We start from the raw sequence: 14,806 nt of genomic DNA on the forward strand, positions 1-14,806 counted from the left end.
GCTTCGCCTCAGTCTGTCACGGCGGTATGCCGCGTGCCGTCGCGCGTAGGAGCGTGCGCAGCCGCGTTGGCTTTACAAGTGGAGACCCGTCCGGTTGGCTTGGCGCCACACCAGCAGGAGGGAGCGGGACGTGGTAGGCACCGAGAGCGGCCGTGTGGCCGGACCGGTGGACAAGCTGGGCTTCCGGCCCGGCCATGTCGTCATGGAGTTCGGGTTCGACGACGACGTGGACGCGGACCTCCGCGAGTCCGTCGAGGACGTCGTCGGGAGCGAGCTGGAGGACGACGCCTACGACGGCGTCGTGGACGCGGTCCTGCTCTGGTGGCGCGACGGTGACGGCGACCTCACCGACGAGCTCGTCGACGCCCTCACGATGGTGGAGGAGGGTGGCTTCATCGCCCTCCTCACACCGGGCAAGGGCCGCAGCGACCGGGTCGAGGCCTTCGCTGTCCAGGAGGCCTGCACGACGTCCGGCCTGACGGCCAGCGGCGCCGTCCCCGTCGGTCGCGACTGGCTCGCCCAGCGGCTGGTGGGCCGCAAGTGAGCGCACCGCACCAGCAGGGGAGCCCCGGCGTCGGGGACCCCGCCCCCGACTTCACGCTGCGCGACCAGTACGGCCAGCAGGTCACGTTGTCCCAGGCCGTGCAGGACAAGCACGCACTGCTGGTCTTCTTCCCGTTCGCCTTCTCCGGCATCTGTGCCGGGGAGCTCCTGGAGATCCAGCTCAACATCGACCGGTTCAGCAACGAGCACGTGCAGGTCTACGGCATCTGCTGCGACGGTGCCCCGGCGATCAAGGCTTGGGCCGCCCACGAGGGCTACCGTTTCCCTCTCCTGTCCGACTTCTGGCCGCACGGCCAGGTCGCCCGTGCCTACGGTGTGCTCCACGAGGAGTCCGGCATGCCTGTGCGCGGCACCTTCCTTGTCGACCCCGGGATGACGGTGCGCTGGGCGCTGGTCTTCGGTCCCGGCGAACAGCGCGACATCGGCGTCCTGCACGACGCCGTGAAAGGCCTGCCCCGGCCGGCCTGACAGAATGAGCGATCGGCGCGTGCCCACCCGGGGCTGCGCCGTCAGGGGCCTGTAGCTCAGGTGGTAGAGCACCGCGTTTACACCGCGGATGTCGTCGGTTCGAGCCCGGCCGGGCCCACGTGGACACCTCACCTGCCGTCGCGAGCCTGCGTGAGGTGGTGGCTGCCCTGGAGCAGCTCTACCCTCCCGAGCACGCCCAGTCGTGGGACCGGGTCGGGCTGGTCGCCGGTGACCCGGACCAGCCGGTGCGGCGGGTGCTCCTGGCGGTGGACCCCACCCTGGCGGTGATCGCCGAGGCACAGGAGCGTGCTGCCGACCTGGTCGTCACCCACCACCCGCTGCTGCTGCGCGGCATCCACTCGGTCGCCACCACCACGGCCAAGGGGGCTGCGGTCACAGCGCTCGTCGTGTCGGACACCGCCCTCTACTGCGCACACACCAACGCTGATGTCGCCGACCCGGGGGTGGGCCAGGCCCTGGCCCTCGCCTGCGGTCTGGGTCACACCGAGGCGCTGGTCGTCACCGAAGGCCGCGAGCTCGGTCGCGTGGGCGACCTCACCGAGTCCTGCTCACTGGGTGACCTCGCCCGGCGCCTGGCCGACCGGCTGCCCCCGACCGCGGGCGGGATCCGGGTCAGCGGGCCACCCGAGGCGCGGGTGCGCCGGGTGGCCGTGCTGGGTGGCGCGGGGGACACCGCCTTCCCGCAGGTGCGGGCCTGCGACGCCGACGTCTACGTGACGTCCGACCTCCGCCACCACCCCGCACTCGAGGCCCGCGAGGAGGCCGCCGTGGGTGACGGTCGTCCCTACCTCGTCGACGCCGGCCACTACGCCAGCGAGTGGCTCTGGCTGCCCAGCCTGGCGGAGCGGCTCGGCGCTGCGATGGAGGCCGCGGGCACTACGGTGGAGATCGAGATCTCCTCGGTCCGGACGGACCCCTGGGACTTCGTGGTGGGAGCTGCGGGCCCGGAGACGACCACCCCCAGCACTCAGACCAAGCGAGGTATGCCGTGAAAGCCGACCCGAGCCGCCAGGCGAGACTGCTCGACCTGCAGGCCCTCGACACCCGTCTGGCCCAGCTGGACCATCGTGCGCGGTCGCTGCCGGAGCACGCCGACGCGGCACAGCTCACCGAGCGGCTCGGAGACCTGGAGGCGGAGGTCGTGCGGACGCGCACCGCCCAGCAGGACGTCCAGCGTGAGCTCACCAAGGCAGAGGCCGACGTCCAGCTCGTGCGTGACCGGGCCGAGCGCAACCGCACGCGTCTGGAGGTGGGCACCGGGACGGCGCGTGACCTGCAGGGGCTACAGCACGAGCTGGAGTCGCTGGCCCGACGTCAGGAGGTGCTCGAGGACCTCGAGATCGAGGTCATGGAGCGCGCCGAGACCGCCGACGCGGCCGCCCTCCAGGCAGAACGGGCTCGTGACGAAGCCCTCGAGCAGCTCCAGCAGGTCACCGCTCGCCGGGACGCGCTGCTCGCCGAGGTGCAGGCCGAGCGGGCGGAGGTGGCAGCTGGACGCGACGGTCTGGTCGGCGAGGTGGGGGCGGACCTGGTCGCTCTCTACGAGCGGATCCGAGCCCACAGCGGCACTGGCGCGGCCCCGCTGCAGGCCCGCCGCTGCGGAGGCTGTCACATGGAGCTCAACCCGGTGGTGCTGAGCAGGATCAAGGCCGCTGAGGAGGACGAGGTGCTGCGCTGTGAGGACTGCAGCCGGATCCTGGTCCGCACCGACGAGTCGGGGTCCTGAGGTGGGCCGGTCCCGCCGGCTCCTCGTCGAGGCGGACGGTGGGTCGCGTGGCAACCCGGGAGTTGCCGGCTACGGCGCGCTGGTGCGGGACGCGGGGTCCGGCAGGGTGCTCGCCGAGCGCGCCGCCCCCCTGGGGCGCGCGTCCAACAACGTCGCCGAGTACCAAGGCCTCATCGCCGGGCTGCAGGCCGTGCTCGACCTCGGTCTCGCGGACGGTGCCGAGGTCGCTGTCCGGATGGACTCCAAGCTCGTCGTGGAGCAGATGGCCGGGCGGTGGAAGATCAAGCACGAGGACATGCGACGCCTCGCGCTGCAGGCCAGGGACCTCGTGCGTCAGATCGAGGCGGCCGGTGGCGCGGTCTCCTGGACCTGGGTGCCACGGGCCGCCAACGGACCGGCGGACGCGCTGTCGAACGTCGGCATGGACGGGCGCACGGTGCATCACGACCACCGCGAGGACCTCGCGGAGAAGGACCCGCCGGACGGCGGCCCCGTCGCGGCGACCCCGACCTTCGGGGAGGGCCGCGCGCCGGTCGCCGATGTGGTGCTGTCGACAGAGACCACCCCGACCTTGGAGGGCTCCTGCCGCCTCGTGCTGGTGCGGCACGGGGTCACCGACTTCACGACGTCTCGGCGGCTGGACGGCCGCGGTGGCGCGGACCCCGAGCTCAACCGGCTGGGCCGGGCGCAGGCCGCGGCGGCGGCCGGTGCCGTGCGCGCCCTGCTCGAGCGTTCCGAGCAGGGACCGGTCAGCGTGATGACCTCTGAGCTGCGACGGGCTCGCCAGACCGGCGCGGCGCTGGCCCGCGAGCTGGGGGTTGAGCCGGAGACGGACCCGGACTGGGACGAGCAGGGCTTCGGCGACTGGGACGGTCTCACGATGGAGGAGCTGGCCCGCGACTTCCGCGAGGAGCTGCACCGCCTGCGGGTGGACGCCGACTACGCCAGGCCGGGCGGGGAGAGCCACCGGCAGCTGGCGGCGCGGGTCTCGGACGCCTTCGGCCGAGCGGTGCGTCGCGGGGGCACCGTGGTCGTGGCGACCCATCGCAAGCCCGTCATGTGCGTGCTGGCCCAGGTGCTCGGGATCGACCACGACCGGGTCTGGTCGGTCGCCACGGCACCCACGTCCCTGACCGCCTTCGAGGTCTGGCCGGACGGTGGCGTCCAGGTGGCCTTCGTGAACGACACCCACCACCTGCACGGCCTGGACGGCTCGTGACGCGCCGTTCGGCTGCCCGGGCAGGACGCCGCCCCACCCCGAGCACCGGAGGGCATGCGGCATACGACGGCCTGCAGGGTGTCACCAAGGCCGGGTTATGGTTGGCCCCGTCGTGTCACGGTCCGCGGCCCGCCCGCCCACGGCGCGCCGCACGAGCCTCCGCGACCCCGACCACCCTGCCCGCGACCGAGGACTGACATCGCATGCGCTACGCCGAATCCATCATCGACCTGGTGGGCCACACCCCCCTGGTCAAGCTCAACCACGTCACCGGTGACGTGCGGGCCACCGTGCTGGCGAAGGTCGAGTACCTCAACCCGGGTGGCTCGGTGAAGGACCGCATCGCGACGCGCATCATCGACGCCGCCGAGGCCGACGGGCTGCTCGGGCCCGGTGGCACGATCGTGGAGCCGACGAGCGGCAACACCGGGGTGGGGCTGGCGCTCGTGGCGCAGCAGCGCGGCTACCGCTGTGTGTTCGTGTGCCCGGACAAGGTCGGCGAGGACAAGCTCAACGTGCTGCGTGCCTACGGGGCCGAGGTCGTCGTCTGCCCCACGTCGGTCGCGCCGGACCACCCGGACTCCTACTACAGCGTGAGCGACCGGCTGGCCCGCGAGATCGAGGGCGCGTACAAGCCCAACCAGTACGAGAACCCGCACGGCCCGAGGAGCCACTACGAGACCACGGGGCCGGAGATCTGGGAGGACACCGAAGGGCGCGTCACGCACTTCGTGGCTGGTGTCGGCACGGGCGGCACGATCACCGGCACCGGGCGGTACCTCAAGGAGGTCTCCGGAGGCCGGGTGAGGGTCGTCGGTGCCGACCCGGAGGGCTCGGTCTACTCCGGTGGCACGGGACGGCCGTACCTGGTGGAGGGCGTCGGCGAGGACATCTGGCCCGGTGCGTACGACCCGTCGGTGCCGGACGAGATCGTCGCCGTGAGCGACGCCGAGTCCTTCGCGATGACCCGCCGGCTGGCCCGGGAGGAGGGGCTGCTGGTGGGGGGCTCCTGTGGCATGGCGGTCGTCGCCGCGCTGCGCGTCGCCCGTGACCTCGGCCCGGACGACGTCGTCGTGGTGATCCTGCCCGACGGCGGCCGTGGCTACCTCGGCAAGATCTTCAACGACACCTGGATGCGCAGCTACGGCTTCGTTCCGGCCTCGCAGGAGAAGACCGTGCGCGACGTCGTGAGCAGCAAGAGCGGCGACCTGCCGGCGCTCGTCCACGCCCACCCGACCGACACCGTGCGCGACGCCGTGTCGATGATGTCCCAGTACGGGGTCTCGCAGCTGCTCGTGCTCTCCGCCGAGCCACCCGTGGTGATGGGAGAGGTCGTGGGCGCGGTCAACGAGCGTGACCTTCTCGACGCGGTGTTCCACGGCGAGGTGCGGATGAGCGACACCGTCGCCACCGTGGTGGGCCCGCCGCTGGGGCTCATCGGGGTCGGTGAGACCGTGGCTGCGGCCCGCGAGGCCCTGGCCTCGACCGACGCCCTGCTCGTGACCGAGGACGGCAAGCCCGTGGCCGTCCTCACCCGACCCGACCTGCTGACCTTCCTCTCGGAGTGATCTGACATGACCGGTTTCGCCACCCGTGCCATCCACGCCGGACAGGCCTTCGACCCGACCACCGGGGCCGTGATCCCGCCCGTCTACCAGACCTCCACCTTCGTGCAGGAGCACGTCGGTGGTCTGCGGGCGGGCTACGAGTACGCCCGCGGCACCAACCCGACCCGTGACGCGCTGCAGGAGCTCATCGCCGACCTGGAAGGGGGCAGCCACGGGTTGTCCTTCGCCTCCGGGCTGGCTGCCGAGGACGCCGTGCTGCGCGGGCTGCTGCGTCCCGGAGACCACGTGCTGATGGGCAACGACGTCTACGGCGGCACACATCGGCTGGCCAACCGCATCCTCGCCCCGTGGGGCGTCGAGCTGAGCACCGTGGAGATGTCGGACGTCGACGCCGTGCGTGCGGCGATCCGACCCACTACCGCCATGCTGTGGCTCGAGACCCCCAGCAACCCGCTGATGAAGATCACCGACATCGAGGCCGTGGCGGCTCTCGGACACGAGCACGGCACGGTCGTGGTCGTCGACAACACCTTCGCCTCGCCGGCGCTGCAGAGGCCGCTCGCCCTGGGCGCCGACCTGGTCGTGCACTCGGCCACGAAGTACCTCGGCGGGCACTCGGACGTCCTGGGCGGTCTGGTCGCCACCGGCGACGCCGAGATCGCCGAGAAGGTGGGCTTCCTGCAGTTCGCGGCGGGAGCAGTCTCCGCTCCGTGGGAGGTGTTCCTCACCATCCGGGGCATCAAGACCCTGCAGATCCGCATGCGCCAGCACAGCGACAACGCCACCGCGGTCGCCGATGCCCTGCTGGGGCACCCGGCCGTGGAGCGGGTCTACTACCCGGGACTGCCCGAGCACCCCGGCCACGACGTGGCATCACGGCAGATGGAGCGCTTCGGCGGGATGGTCTCGCTCGCCCTGCACGGCGGTGCGCAGGCAGCACGGACGTTCGCCGAGTCGACATCGGTCTTCCAGCTCGCCGAGTCCCTCGGCGGCGTCGAGTCCCTGGTCAACTACCCGGCCGAGATGACCCACGCCTCGGTGCGCGGCACCGAGCTGGAGGTGCCGGACAACGTGATCCGGCTGTCCGTCGGCATCGAGGACGAGGCCGACCTGGTCGCCGACGTCCGCTCCGCGCTGGCGCGTCTGGCCTGACAGCCAGCCCCAGCGGCGCGCCGCCGGCGTCCGCAGACCCTCAGGCGCTGCGCGCTGTGGCGTCGAGCACCCACCCCGGTCGTCGCGGGCTCGGCGCCTCGAGCGCGACCTCGAAGTCCGGGCTCAGCAGGGCGGCCAGGGCCTGCGGCGTCCGCGGGTCGACCGCGGTCGTGCACAGCGCACGGGCGACCAGACCGCGGGTGTGCTTGGCCATGTGCGTCGCACCGGGCACACGCACCCTGACCCACCGGGCGGCCGGCTCGCCCTCCGGCACCCAGGCCGCCGCATACGTGCTCGACCGGCAGTCCACGACCAGGCCGCGCCCGACGAGCCCGGGGAGCACCGCCGCCAGGGGCCCGCGCCAGTGTCGGGCGAGCGGCCCGACACCGGGCAGGTTGACCGACATGGAGAGGCGGTAGGGCGCGACCCGGTCGGTGGTCCGCAGCGCTCCGTAGAGGGCAGAGACGACCAGGAGCCGACGGTGCGCACGGCGTCGGGCGCCGGCCTCGAGACCGGGCAGGTCGAGTGCGTCGTAGAGCACCCCGGTGTAGAGCTCGCTCACCCGCACGGCCGGTGCGGTGCGCAGCCGGGTGTTGCGAGCGACCTCCTCTGCGAGCGCAGGGCTCACGCCGAGCACGTGCGGCGCCTCGTCGGTCGCGCTCAGCCGGCCGACCGCGTCGACGACACCGCGGCGTGCCTGGGTGAGCTCGGGGAAGGACAGGCGGGACAGCTCCATCGGGGTGCCGCGGCGGCGGACGGTCTTGGTCTCGGAGGGGGGCAGCAGGATGAGCACGGTCGCAGCCTAGGTGGCCGGACCCCCAGGGTTGCTGCGTAGGGTGCCGTCCATGCTGGTCGACAGTGGTCTGCCGAGGGTGGTCGCGACGGACTGCGACGGGACCCTGCTGCGCAGCGACGGCACGGTCTCCGGACGCACCCGGCGTGCCCTGGCGCGCGCCGAGGAGGCCGGCATCACCGTGGTGCTGGTCACGGCACGGCCCCCGCGCTGGATGCACGAGCTCGCGGAGGTCGCCGGTGGCCACGGCGTGGTGCTGTGCGGCAACGGAGCCTTCACCTACGACCTGTCGCTGCGGGAGGTGACCTCGCACCGGCTGATGGACCCGCAGGTCGTGCTGGAGGTCGTGGCCGACCTGCGCTCGCAGCTGCCGGGGGTGACCTTCGCCCTGGAGAGCCTGCGTGGTTTCGCCCGCGAGCCCGACTTCGAGCGGGCCTCCGGCCGGCACGACGGACAGTGGCGGGTCGGACCGGTCGAGGAGCTCGTGGAGCACGCCCCCGGCAAGATCCTGGTCCGCCACCCGACCTGGGCCGTCGACGACCTGCACGACCGCGTCTCCGCGGTGGTGGCGCGGCGCGCCGAGGTGTCCCACTCCGGTGCCGTCGGCCTGGCCGAGCTGGGCCCGGCGGGGGTGACCAAGGGGCTGGCTCTGGCAACCTGGTGCACGGAGCAGGGGGTGAGGGCCGAGGAGGTCTGGGCGTTCGGTGACATGCCCAACGACCTGCCCATGCTGACGTGGGCCGGACGGTCGTTCGCCGTGGGCAACGCCCACCCCGCGGTGCACGCCGCGGCGACCGACCGGTGCCCCGCCAACGACGACGACGGCGTCGCGGTGACCCTGGAGATAGCACTTTCCCGGGTCTGACGCGCGGGACGCGCGCGGGACGAGCCGTCAGCGAGCGAGCCACCGGGTGTCGCGGACGTCACGGGACGGTCAGTGCGGTGGCACCCGGCCGCGACCGGCCTTCGTCTGCGACCGTCGCTTCTTGGCCTCCAGCCGTCGATGCTGGGACCCCCTGGTGGGGCGGGTCGGCCGTCGCGGGGGCGGCGGGGGTGCCAGTGCCTCTCGCAGCAGCGCAGCCAGGCGCTCCCTGGCCACCGCCCGGTTGCGCAGCTGCGAGCGTCGCTCCGAGGCGGCCACGGACAGCCGCCCGCCGACCAGGCGGTCGCCCAGCACGGCGAGGACCCGCTCCCGCTGGGCCGGCGTGAAGGCCGCCGACGCAGCCGGGTCGAACAACAGCTCGACCCGGCTGTCGGTCGTGTTGACGCCCTGCCCGCCCGGGCCGGCCGCACGGCTGAACCTCTCGACCAGCTCTCCGGCAGGCACGGTCAGCCCTCTCGGCAGGCCCGGGCCGGGTCGCAGCCGCAGGTCTCGCCCTGGCTCGGGGTTCACCTCCGGGTCAGCCGACCTCACGCAGGGTGCCGGAGGCGACGTCGTAGACGAAGCCGCGCACCGACTCCTTGTGCGGGATCGCGGGCTCGGCGTGGATGCGTGCGATGTTCTGCCGCACGTCCTCGTCGAGGTCGGTGAAGGCCTCCGCCGCCCAGGTGGGCTTGACCCCGGTGTCCTCGGCGATGGACTGCCGGAAACCGTCGTCGGCGAACGTGAGCATGCCGCAGTCGGTGTGGTGGATGAGCATGATCTCCGTGGTGCCGAGCAGGCGCTGGCTGATGGCCAGCGAGCGCAGCTCGTCCTGGGTCACCACGCCGCCGGCGTTGCGGATGACGTGGGCGTCACCCTCGGACAGGCCCAGCAGGCCGTAGACGTTGAGCCGGGCGTCCATACAGGCCACGACGGCGATCTGCCGTGCAGGCGGGAGGGGCAGGTCGCCCTTGTCGAAGGACGCGGCGTACTGCCGGGCCTGGGCGAGGAGCTCGTCGGTGACGGACATCGTGCCTTCTTTCGCAGGGGAGGGGCGCGGGGTGGGGACCCGGCTGGGTCAAGCATGACCGAACCGGCCTCGCGAGGTCGACCTGCGGTCCGGGCGTCCGCCCTGCACCGCGCAGGGGCTACCCCCCGTGGTGCCCCATGGGCTGCCCGGGCTGCACCGGCCCGATGCGGTAGGGCCGCATCATCTCGTTGTCCTCGTGCTCGAGGATGTGGCAGTGCCAGACGAACTGGCCGGGGGAGTCGAAGCGCATCCGGATGCGGGTGACCTCACCCGGGTAGGCGATGACGGTGTCCTTCCAGCCCAGCTCGCCGGCCTCGGGCCCTCGGACCTCCCCGTCGGCCACGACGCGCAGGTGGCCCATGCCCTCCTCGGTGACCGAGACGACCTGGCGTCCGAGGACCCGGAACATGACCTCGTGGACGTGGATCGGGTGGGCGTCCTCGGTGGTGTTGTAGACCTCCCAGGTCTCGACGGTGCCGACGTCGGGGTTCTCGCTCACCTCGTCGTGCCACAGGTGCGGGTGGACGAACCCGTCGTCGTCGACCGTGCCGAGGAGCGCTGCCACCGGGGCGTCGAGGCCCGGCTCCATCGACATCTCCTCCACCAGGGCGAGGCGCCGCACGGAGCCCGGTGGCAGGTCTGTCACCGTCGGCAGCTCGAGGAACTCCGGAGGTGTGCTGCGGTCCTGGCCCTGCCGCGGGACCACGCGGAGCTGCATGACCTGGCCGGTCGTGGCAGGGTCGGCCGCGTCGAAGTCCTCGTCCGGCTCGCCGCCGCCGAAGGGCTCGTCCGGGCCGAGGTTGCGCAGCACGTGCGCGCCGGTCGGCACCTGCGTGAAGTCCACGACGACGTCGGCCCGCTCGGCGGGTGAGAGCAGCAGCCGGCCGTCCGCTCCGGCGGCGGTGAGCGGCACCGGTGCGGCCAGGAAGCCGCCGTCCGAGCCGATCTGCCATGCCTGGGCCCCCGGGATGTCGCCGAAGGCCAGGATGAGGAAGCGCGAGTTGCAGCCGTTCAGCAGCCGGAAGCGGTAGCGCCGCTGCTCCACCTCCAGCGTGGGCCAGGTCGTGCCGTTGACGATGATGGCGTTGCCGAAGAACTCGGGGTTCCACACCGGCGGGATGTCGCCGGCGGGGATGTACGGCCCCGTGACCCCGTCGAAGAACTCCCGTGAGTCGGGGTAGAACAGCGAGCCGTCGGCGTTGAACGAGCGGTCCTGGATCGCCAGCGGGATCTCCCGGTAGCGACGGTTCGAGGGGTAGCGGTCGTTGCGTTCGGGGGCGGGGCCCGGCAGCACCGCGGGACGACCCGTTCGGGTGTCCCGGACGGCGTCGTCTCCGTCGGGACCACCGCGCACCAGGTAGAAGCCTGCGGGGCCTGCGTACACGTTCGCGCGCGTGATGCCCAGCGTGTGGTCGTGGTACCAGAGCGTGGCCGCCCGCTGGTCGTTCGGGTACTGGAAGGTGGCCCGGCCCGGGCCCCACTCCACCCCGTGCAGGTCGGCGGCCTTGCCGGCGAAGAAGTCGTACCAGGTGCCGCGGGTCGCGTAGTCCGCGGGGATGTCCACCGCGTCCGGCAGGTACCACGCCTCGGGGTAGCCGTCGCTCTCGTCACCGACACCCACCGCCCCGTGCACGTGCGTCACGACCGGGACGGGCCCGGTGTAGGCGCCCGGAGCCTCGGCGAAGGTCGGAGTGGAGTCCCGCCCGGCCTCACCACCACCGGGGTTGGCCCAGTGGAGGGTGGGGTCCAGGGGCAGCAGGTGAGGCAGCGCATGCCCCCCGTCGTCCACGAGGCCGTTGACCCAGGTGACACGCACCGGCCGGTCCCACCCGGCCTCGATGGTCAGGCTGGGCGCGTTGCTGATCTCCAGGTGCCTGAACTGCGGGTCGACCGGGCCGTAGCCCCACACGGTGGTGGCCGGCAGCGCCGGCGGCAGGACCTGCTGCGCGAACTGGCGCACCGCGATGACATAGTGCTCGATGTTCTTGCCCCCCCGGGAGGGGACCAGGGCGGTGCGCGGCATCACGGGCGGCACCAGGAGCGCCGCCGCATACTTCGGGATGGTGGCGGAGTCCATCGGCAGGCTCATGCCTGACTGGGACGGGACCTCGACCGCCACCGAGTCACCCCCGAGACGAGTGAGGAGGAAGAGCCCGAAACCGGCGCCGCCGGTCCGGAGGACAGTGCGGCGGCTGGGCCGGGTGGACCCGGGCATGCGGACGTCGTCGTCCATGATGAAGCCCCTTCGTTCACGGTGGTCCCCCGGCACTCTTCGACGACACCGCGTCGTGCTTCACCTGTCCAGGGACCTTCGGCCCTTGACATCAGGCGAAGGTGGTGAAGCCATGTGCCGGTGTCGCGCCTAGGCTGGCCGTCATGGCCCACCGAGCGACGACGATGCACACCGCACCGGACAGCCCAGGCGCCCGGCTCTCGGCGGTCTTCGCCCAGGTCCGTGCGGAGCTCGAGGTCCGGGAGGAGTTCCCCGAGCCGGTGCTCGCCGAGGCTCTCGCGGCGGTGGCTTCACCTGTGCTCCCCGAGCGTGACGCTACGGTCCTCGAGCTCGTCACCATCGACCCGCCGGGGTCGATGGACCTCGACCAGGCGCTCCACATCACGCGGGCCACCGACGCGGACGGGCCGGGCGCGGCATACCGGCTGCGCTATGCCATCGCCGACGTGCCTGCCTACGTGGCACCCGGGGGCGCCGTCGACGCCGAGGTCAGGCTGCGTGGCCAGACGATCTACTGCCCCGACATCCGGGTGCCCCTGCACCCGACAGTGATCAGCGAGGAGGCAGCGAGCCTGCTGCCCGGCCAGACGTGTCCGGCCTTCGTCTGGGACGTGCTGCTCGGCCCCGACGGCGAGCGGGTGGCGGCGCAGGTGTCCCGCGCCATGGTGCGCAGCGCGCGGCGGTACACGTATGCGGAGGTCCAGGAGCTCGTGGACGCCGGCACCGCGGAGGAGACCCTCCTGCTGCTGCGGGAGGTGGGACGGCTGCGCGTGCAACGGGAGTCGGAACGGGGTGGGGCCAGCCTGCCGATGCCCGAGCAGGAGGTGCACGAGCACGAGGGGGGCTACGCGGTGCGCCTGCGCCCGCTGCTGGAGGCGGAGGACTGGAACGCCCAGATCTCGCTGCTCACCGGCATGGTGGCCGCCGAGATCATGCTGGAGGGGGGTGTCGGGATCCTGCGCACCATGCCGCAGGCCGACGAGGGGGCGGTCCGTCGGTTCCGGCGTCAGGCGCGCGCCCTGGGGGTGCCCTGGCCGGAGGGGATGGCCTACAGGTGACTTCCTGCGCACCCTCGACCGGTCCGATCCGGCGCACCTGGCGGTCATCCACGACGCTACGGCACTGTTCCGCGGAGCGGGCTACACGCCCTTCGACGGGCGGGTGCCCGAGGAGACCGTGCAGGCAGCGATCGCCGCTCCCTACGCCCACGTCACGGCCCCCCTGCGCCGGCTGGTCGACCGGTTCGGGCTCGTCGTGTGCGAGGCGCTGTGCGCAGGGGAGGAGGTGCCGGGGTGGGCACGCCAGGCGCTGCCCGGGCTGTCCGAGGTGATGACGACCAGCGGCCGGCAGGCGGGCGCCGTCGAGCGGGCCTGCGTCGACGCCGTGGAGGCTGCGGTGCTGCAGCCGCTGGTCGGCGAGGTGTTCCCCGCCGTGGTCGTCGACTCCACCTCGCGAGGGCTGGTGGTCCAGGTGACCCATCCTGCGGTCACGGCTCACGCAGAGGGGCACGCCGAGCTGGGCGAGGAGGTCGAGGTCGAGCTCCTCGAGGCCGATCTCGAGGCCCGGCGGGTGCGGTTCGGCATCGTGCGGGGCGTATCCTGAGAGGTGTGGATGAGTCGGCCAGACGGCCGCGTCGAGGAGCCACCCGGGAGACCGGGTGACTGGCTCGCCGAGGAACGTCCGGGCTCCACAGGGCAAGGTGGTGGCCAACAGCCACCCGGGGCGACCCGCGGGACAGTGCCACAGAAAACAGACCGCCACCGGGCAACCGGTGGTGAGGGTGAAACGGTGGTGTAAGAGACCACCAGCACGCCAGGTGACTGGCGTGGCTCGGTAAACCCCACCTGGAGCAAGACCAGACAGCACGCGTTCGAGGGCGGCCCGCCCGAGCGTGCGGGTAGGTCGCTGGAGGTGTGCGGCAACGCACGTCGTAGATGGATGGCCGTCACCGTCGCAGTGCCGGCAACGGCGCGACGGCACAGAACCCGGCGTACCGGCCGACTCATCCACCAACCCCCGTCTGAACAGCGGAAACGCCGCTACAGCCCCGGGGTGGTCCGCAGGGGGTCCGCAACATATCCGAGGGCGAGGTCCACGGCCTCGCGGGTCCGGTCTTCAGAGTCCGGCCACAGGTGACTGTAGGTGTCTAGGGTCTCCGCCGCCGTTGCATGGCCGAGTCGCGACTGCACGACCTTGACGCTCTCGCCGTGTCTTATCAAGAGGGAGGCGTAGTAATGCCTCAGTGAGTGCATCGTCAGGGTCGATGGGACTCCCGCAGCCCTCCTCGCCTTGATCCATCGCTCGGAGAACGCTGACCGCTTCCACGGTGCACCACTTGGCCGGGTGAAGACCAAGCCCGTCTCTCCGGTCGGGAACCTTTGCAGGTGTGCCGCCAGTGCGTCCACCACAGTCTGAGGCAGGGGGATGGTGCGGACCGAGCTGGCTGTCTTGGGTGGACCGAACACACCACCGTCCACGATCTGCCGGTCGACGCGGACCGTGCGGCGCAGGAAGTCCACGCGATCAACGGTCAATCCGAAGATCTCCCCCTGGCGCATGCCCGTGCCTGCCCCAAGAATGAGCATTGCGCGCATCGCCTCTGGCACCGCGGCAACCATCGCCACGACCGATTCAGTCGACACCACCTCAATGCGCCGGGCTTCGCCCTTGGGCAGCCGCACACCTTGGCACGGTGAGACCGGGATGCGTCTATCGAGCACCGCTGCCTTGAAGATTCCCGATACGTAGCGCATCGCCACTCGCACCGTGGACGGTGCCAGCGTCATGCCCTTGACCATCGCCTGTACGTCGCTAGGCCGGATCGACTCGAGCGGCCGGTCCCCAATGACCGGGTAGACGTGCCGGGTCAGGACACCCTCGACCACGGTCGCCGTGCCGGGTCGGTGAACCTGGACCTTGCGCCACTCTTCGGAGTACTCGCGGAACGTCACTCGGCCGGCGCCAGGAGCCACGTAGGCCCCGGTCACGATGCTGGCTGTCGTCTCATCGAGCCATCGTTGCGCGTCGGTCTTCCGTGCGAAGTGCCGCGAGTGCTCGCGACCTGCGGAGTCTCGGTAGCGTGCCCTCCAAATGCCGCTAGGTCGCTTAGCGATGCTGGCCATCGGCTGCCTGCTTCTCCCTGTAGTTGCGCTGCTTCCGCGCATGACGTT

General features: G+C 72.0%; 15 protein-coding genes, 1 tRNA gene and 1 other RNA gene. 12 read left to right on the forward strand and 5 right to left on the reverse strand.

The genetic code is table 11. The features are described from left to right. The first annotated feature begins 130 nt into the window (after positions 1-130). The 8 genes from LVO85_RS14835 (at position 131) to LVO85_RS14870 (ending at position 6,718) form a co-directional block, all read left to right on the forward strand. Positions 131-544: a DUF3052 domain-containing protein gene (locus LVO85_RS14835; protein WP_332875449.1), complete on the forward strand. Its 414-nt coding sequence runs from the start codon at positions 131-133 to the stop codon at positions 542-544. Further along, positions 541-1,032 (forward strand): peroxiredoxin, encoded by a 492-nt coding sequence (locus LVO85_RS14840; RefSeq protein WP_232748274.1) that lies wholly within the window; start codon positions 541-543, stop codon positions 1,030-1,032. Before LVO85_RS14835 ends, LVO85_RS14840 begins: the two co-directional genes overlap by 4 nt. Positions 1,033-1,077: 45 nt before the next feature. Beyond that, positions 1,078-1,150, forward strand: a tRNA-Val gene (locus LVO85_RS14845). A 1-nt stretch (position 1,151) separates the two neighbouring features. Next, positions 1,152-2,045, forward strand: coding sequence for a Nif3-like dinuclear metal center hexameric protein (locus LVO85_RS14850; protein WP_232748275.1), 894 nt, complete (start codon positions 1,152-1,154; stop codon positions 2,043-2,045). After that, positions 2,042-2,779 (forward strand): zinc ribbon domain-containing protein, encoded by a 738-nt coding sequence (locus LVO85_RS14855; protein WP_232748276.1) that lies wholly within the window; start codon positions 2,042-2,044, stop codon positions 2,777-2,779. The genes LVO85_RS14850 and LVO85_RS14855 overlap by 4 nt, the downstream gene beginning before the upstream one ends. A 1-nt stretch (position 2,780) precedes the next feature. Continuing rightward, positions 2,781-3,998 carry a bifunctional RNase H/acid phosphatase gene (locus LVO85_RS14860; protein WP_232748277.1) on the forward strand — a complete coding sequence of 406 codons (1,218 nt, stop codon included), beginning with the start codon at positions 2,781-2,783 and terminating at the stop codon, positions 3,996-3,998. A 203-nt stretch (positions 3,999-4,201) separates the two neighbouring features. Then, on the forward strand, positions 4,202-5,566 hold the full coding sequence (locus LVO85_RS14865; RefSeq protein ID WP_232748278.1) for a cystathionine beta-synthase: 1,365 nt from the start codon (positions 4,202-4,204) through the stop codon (positions 5,564-5,566). Between the two features lie 6 nt (positions 5,567-5,572). Beyond that, entirely contained in the window at positions 5,573-6,718 is a 1,146-nt protein-coding gene (locus tag LVO85_RS14870) for a cystathionine gamma-synthase (protein WP_232748279.1), read from the forward strand. 40 nt (positions 6,719-6,758) lie between these two features. Here the strand turns inward: LVO85_RS14870 and LVO85_RS14875 are convergent, their stop codons facing one another. Next, on the reverse strand, positions 6,759-7,511 hold the full coding sequence (locus LVO85_RS14875; protein WP_232748280.1) for a YaaA family protein: 753 nt from the start codon (positions 7,509-7,511) through the stop codon (positions 6,759-6,761). Between the two features lie 52 nt (positions 7,512-7,563). Between LVO85_RS14875 and LVO85_RS14880 the strand changes: the two genes are divergently transcribed. Continuing rightward, positions 7,564-8,376, forward strand: a complete 813-nt coding sequence (locus LVO85_RS14880; protein WP_232748281.1) for an HAD family hydrolase — start codon at positions 7,564-7,566, stop codon at positions 8,374-8,376. Between the two features lie 69 nt (positions 8,377-8,445). Here LVO85_RS14880 and arfB read toward each other — a convergent pair whose 3' ends face one another. The 3 genes from arfB to LVO85_RS14895 all read right to left on the reverse strand — a co-directional run bounded on the left by arfB (position 8,446) and on the right by LVO85_RS14895 (position 11,636). Continuing rightward, the gene (arfB, locus tag LVO85_RS14885; protein ID WP_232748282.1) at positions 8,446-8,925 is read right to left on the reverse strand and encodes an alternative ribosome rescue aminoacyl-tRNA hydrolase ArfB; all 480 of its coding nucleotides are present in this window, start codon (positions 8,923-8,925) and stop codon (positions 8,446-8,448) included. Beyond that, on the reverse strand, positions 8,912-9,403 hold the full coding sequence (locus LVO85_RS14890; RefSeq protein ID WP_232748283.1) for a beta-class carbonic anhydrase: 492 nt from the start codon (positions 9,401-9,403) through the stop codon (positions 8,912-8,914). Before LVO85_RS14890 ends, arfB begins: the two co-directional genes overlap by 14 nt. Positions 9,404-9,521: 118 nt before the next feature. Then, positions 9,522-11,636, reverse strand: coding sequence for a multicopper oxidase family protein (locus LVO85_RS14895; protein WP_232748284.1), 2,115 nt, complete (start codon positions 11,634-11,636; stop codon positions 9,522-9,524). A gap of 143 nt (positions 11,637-11,779) precedes the next feature. Between LVO85_RS14895 and LVO85_RS17110 the strand changes: the two genes are divergently transcribed. The 3 genes from LVO85_RS17110 (at position 11,780) to rnpB (ending at position 13,645) form a co-directional block, all read left to right on the forward strand. Beyond that, entirely contained in the window at positions 11,780-12,694 is a 915-nt protein-coding gene (locus LVO85_RS17110) for an RNB domain-containing ribonuclease (RefSeq protein ID WP_332875450.1), read from the forward strand. Between the two features lie 103 nt (positions 12,695-12,797). After that, on the forward strand, positions 12,798-13,238 hold the full coding sequence (locus tag LVO85_RS17115; protein ID WP_332875451.1) for a hypothetical protein: 441 nt from the start codon (positions 12,798-12,800) through the stop codon (positions 13,236-13,238). A gap of 10 nt (positions 13,239-13,248) precedes the next feature. After that, positions 13,249-13,645, forward strand: an RNA gene (gene rnpB, locus LVO85_RS14905) — RNase P RNA component class A. A gap of 30 nt (positions 13,646-13,675) precedes the next feature. Here rnpB and LVO85_RS14910 read toward each other — a convergent pair. After that, positions 13,676-14,758, reverse strand: a complete 1,083-nt coding sequence (locus LVO85_RS14910) for a tyrosine-type recombinase/integrase (protein WP_232748285.1) — start codon at positions 14,756-14,758, stop codon at positions 13,676-13,678. Positions 14,759-14,806 lie beyond the last annotated feature (48 nt).

The organism is Ornithinimicrobium sediminis (assembly GCF_021272345.1).
GTDB lineage: Bacteria > Actinomycetota > Actinomycetes > Actinomycetales > Dermatophilaceae > Ornithinicoccus > Ornithinicoccus sediminis_B.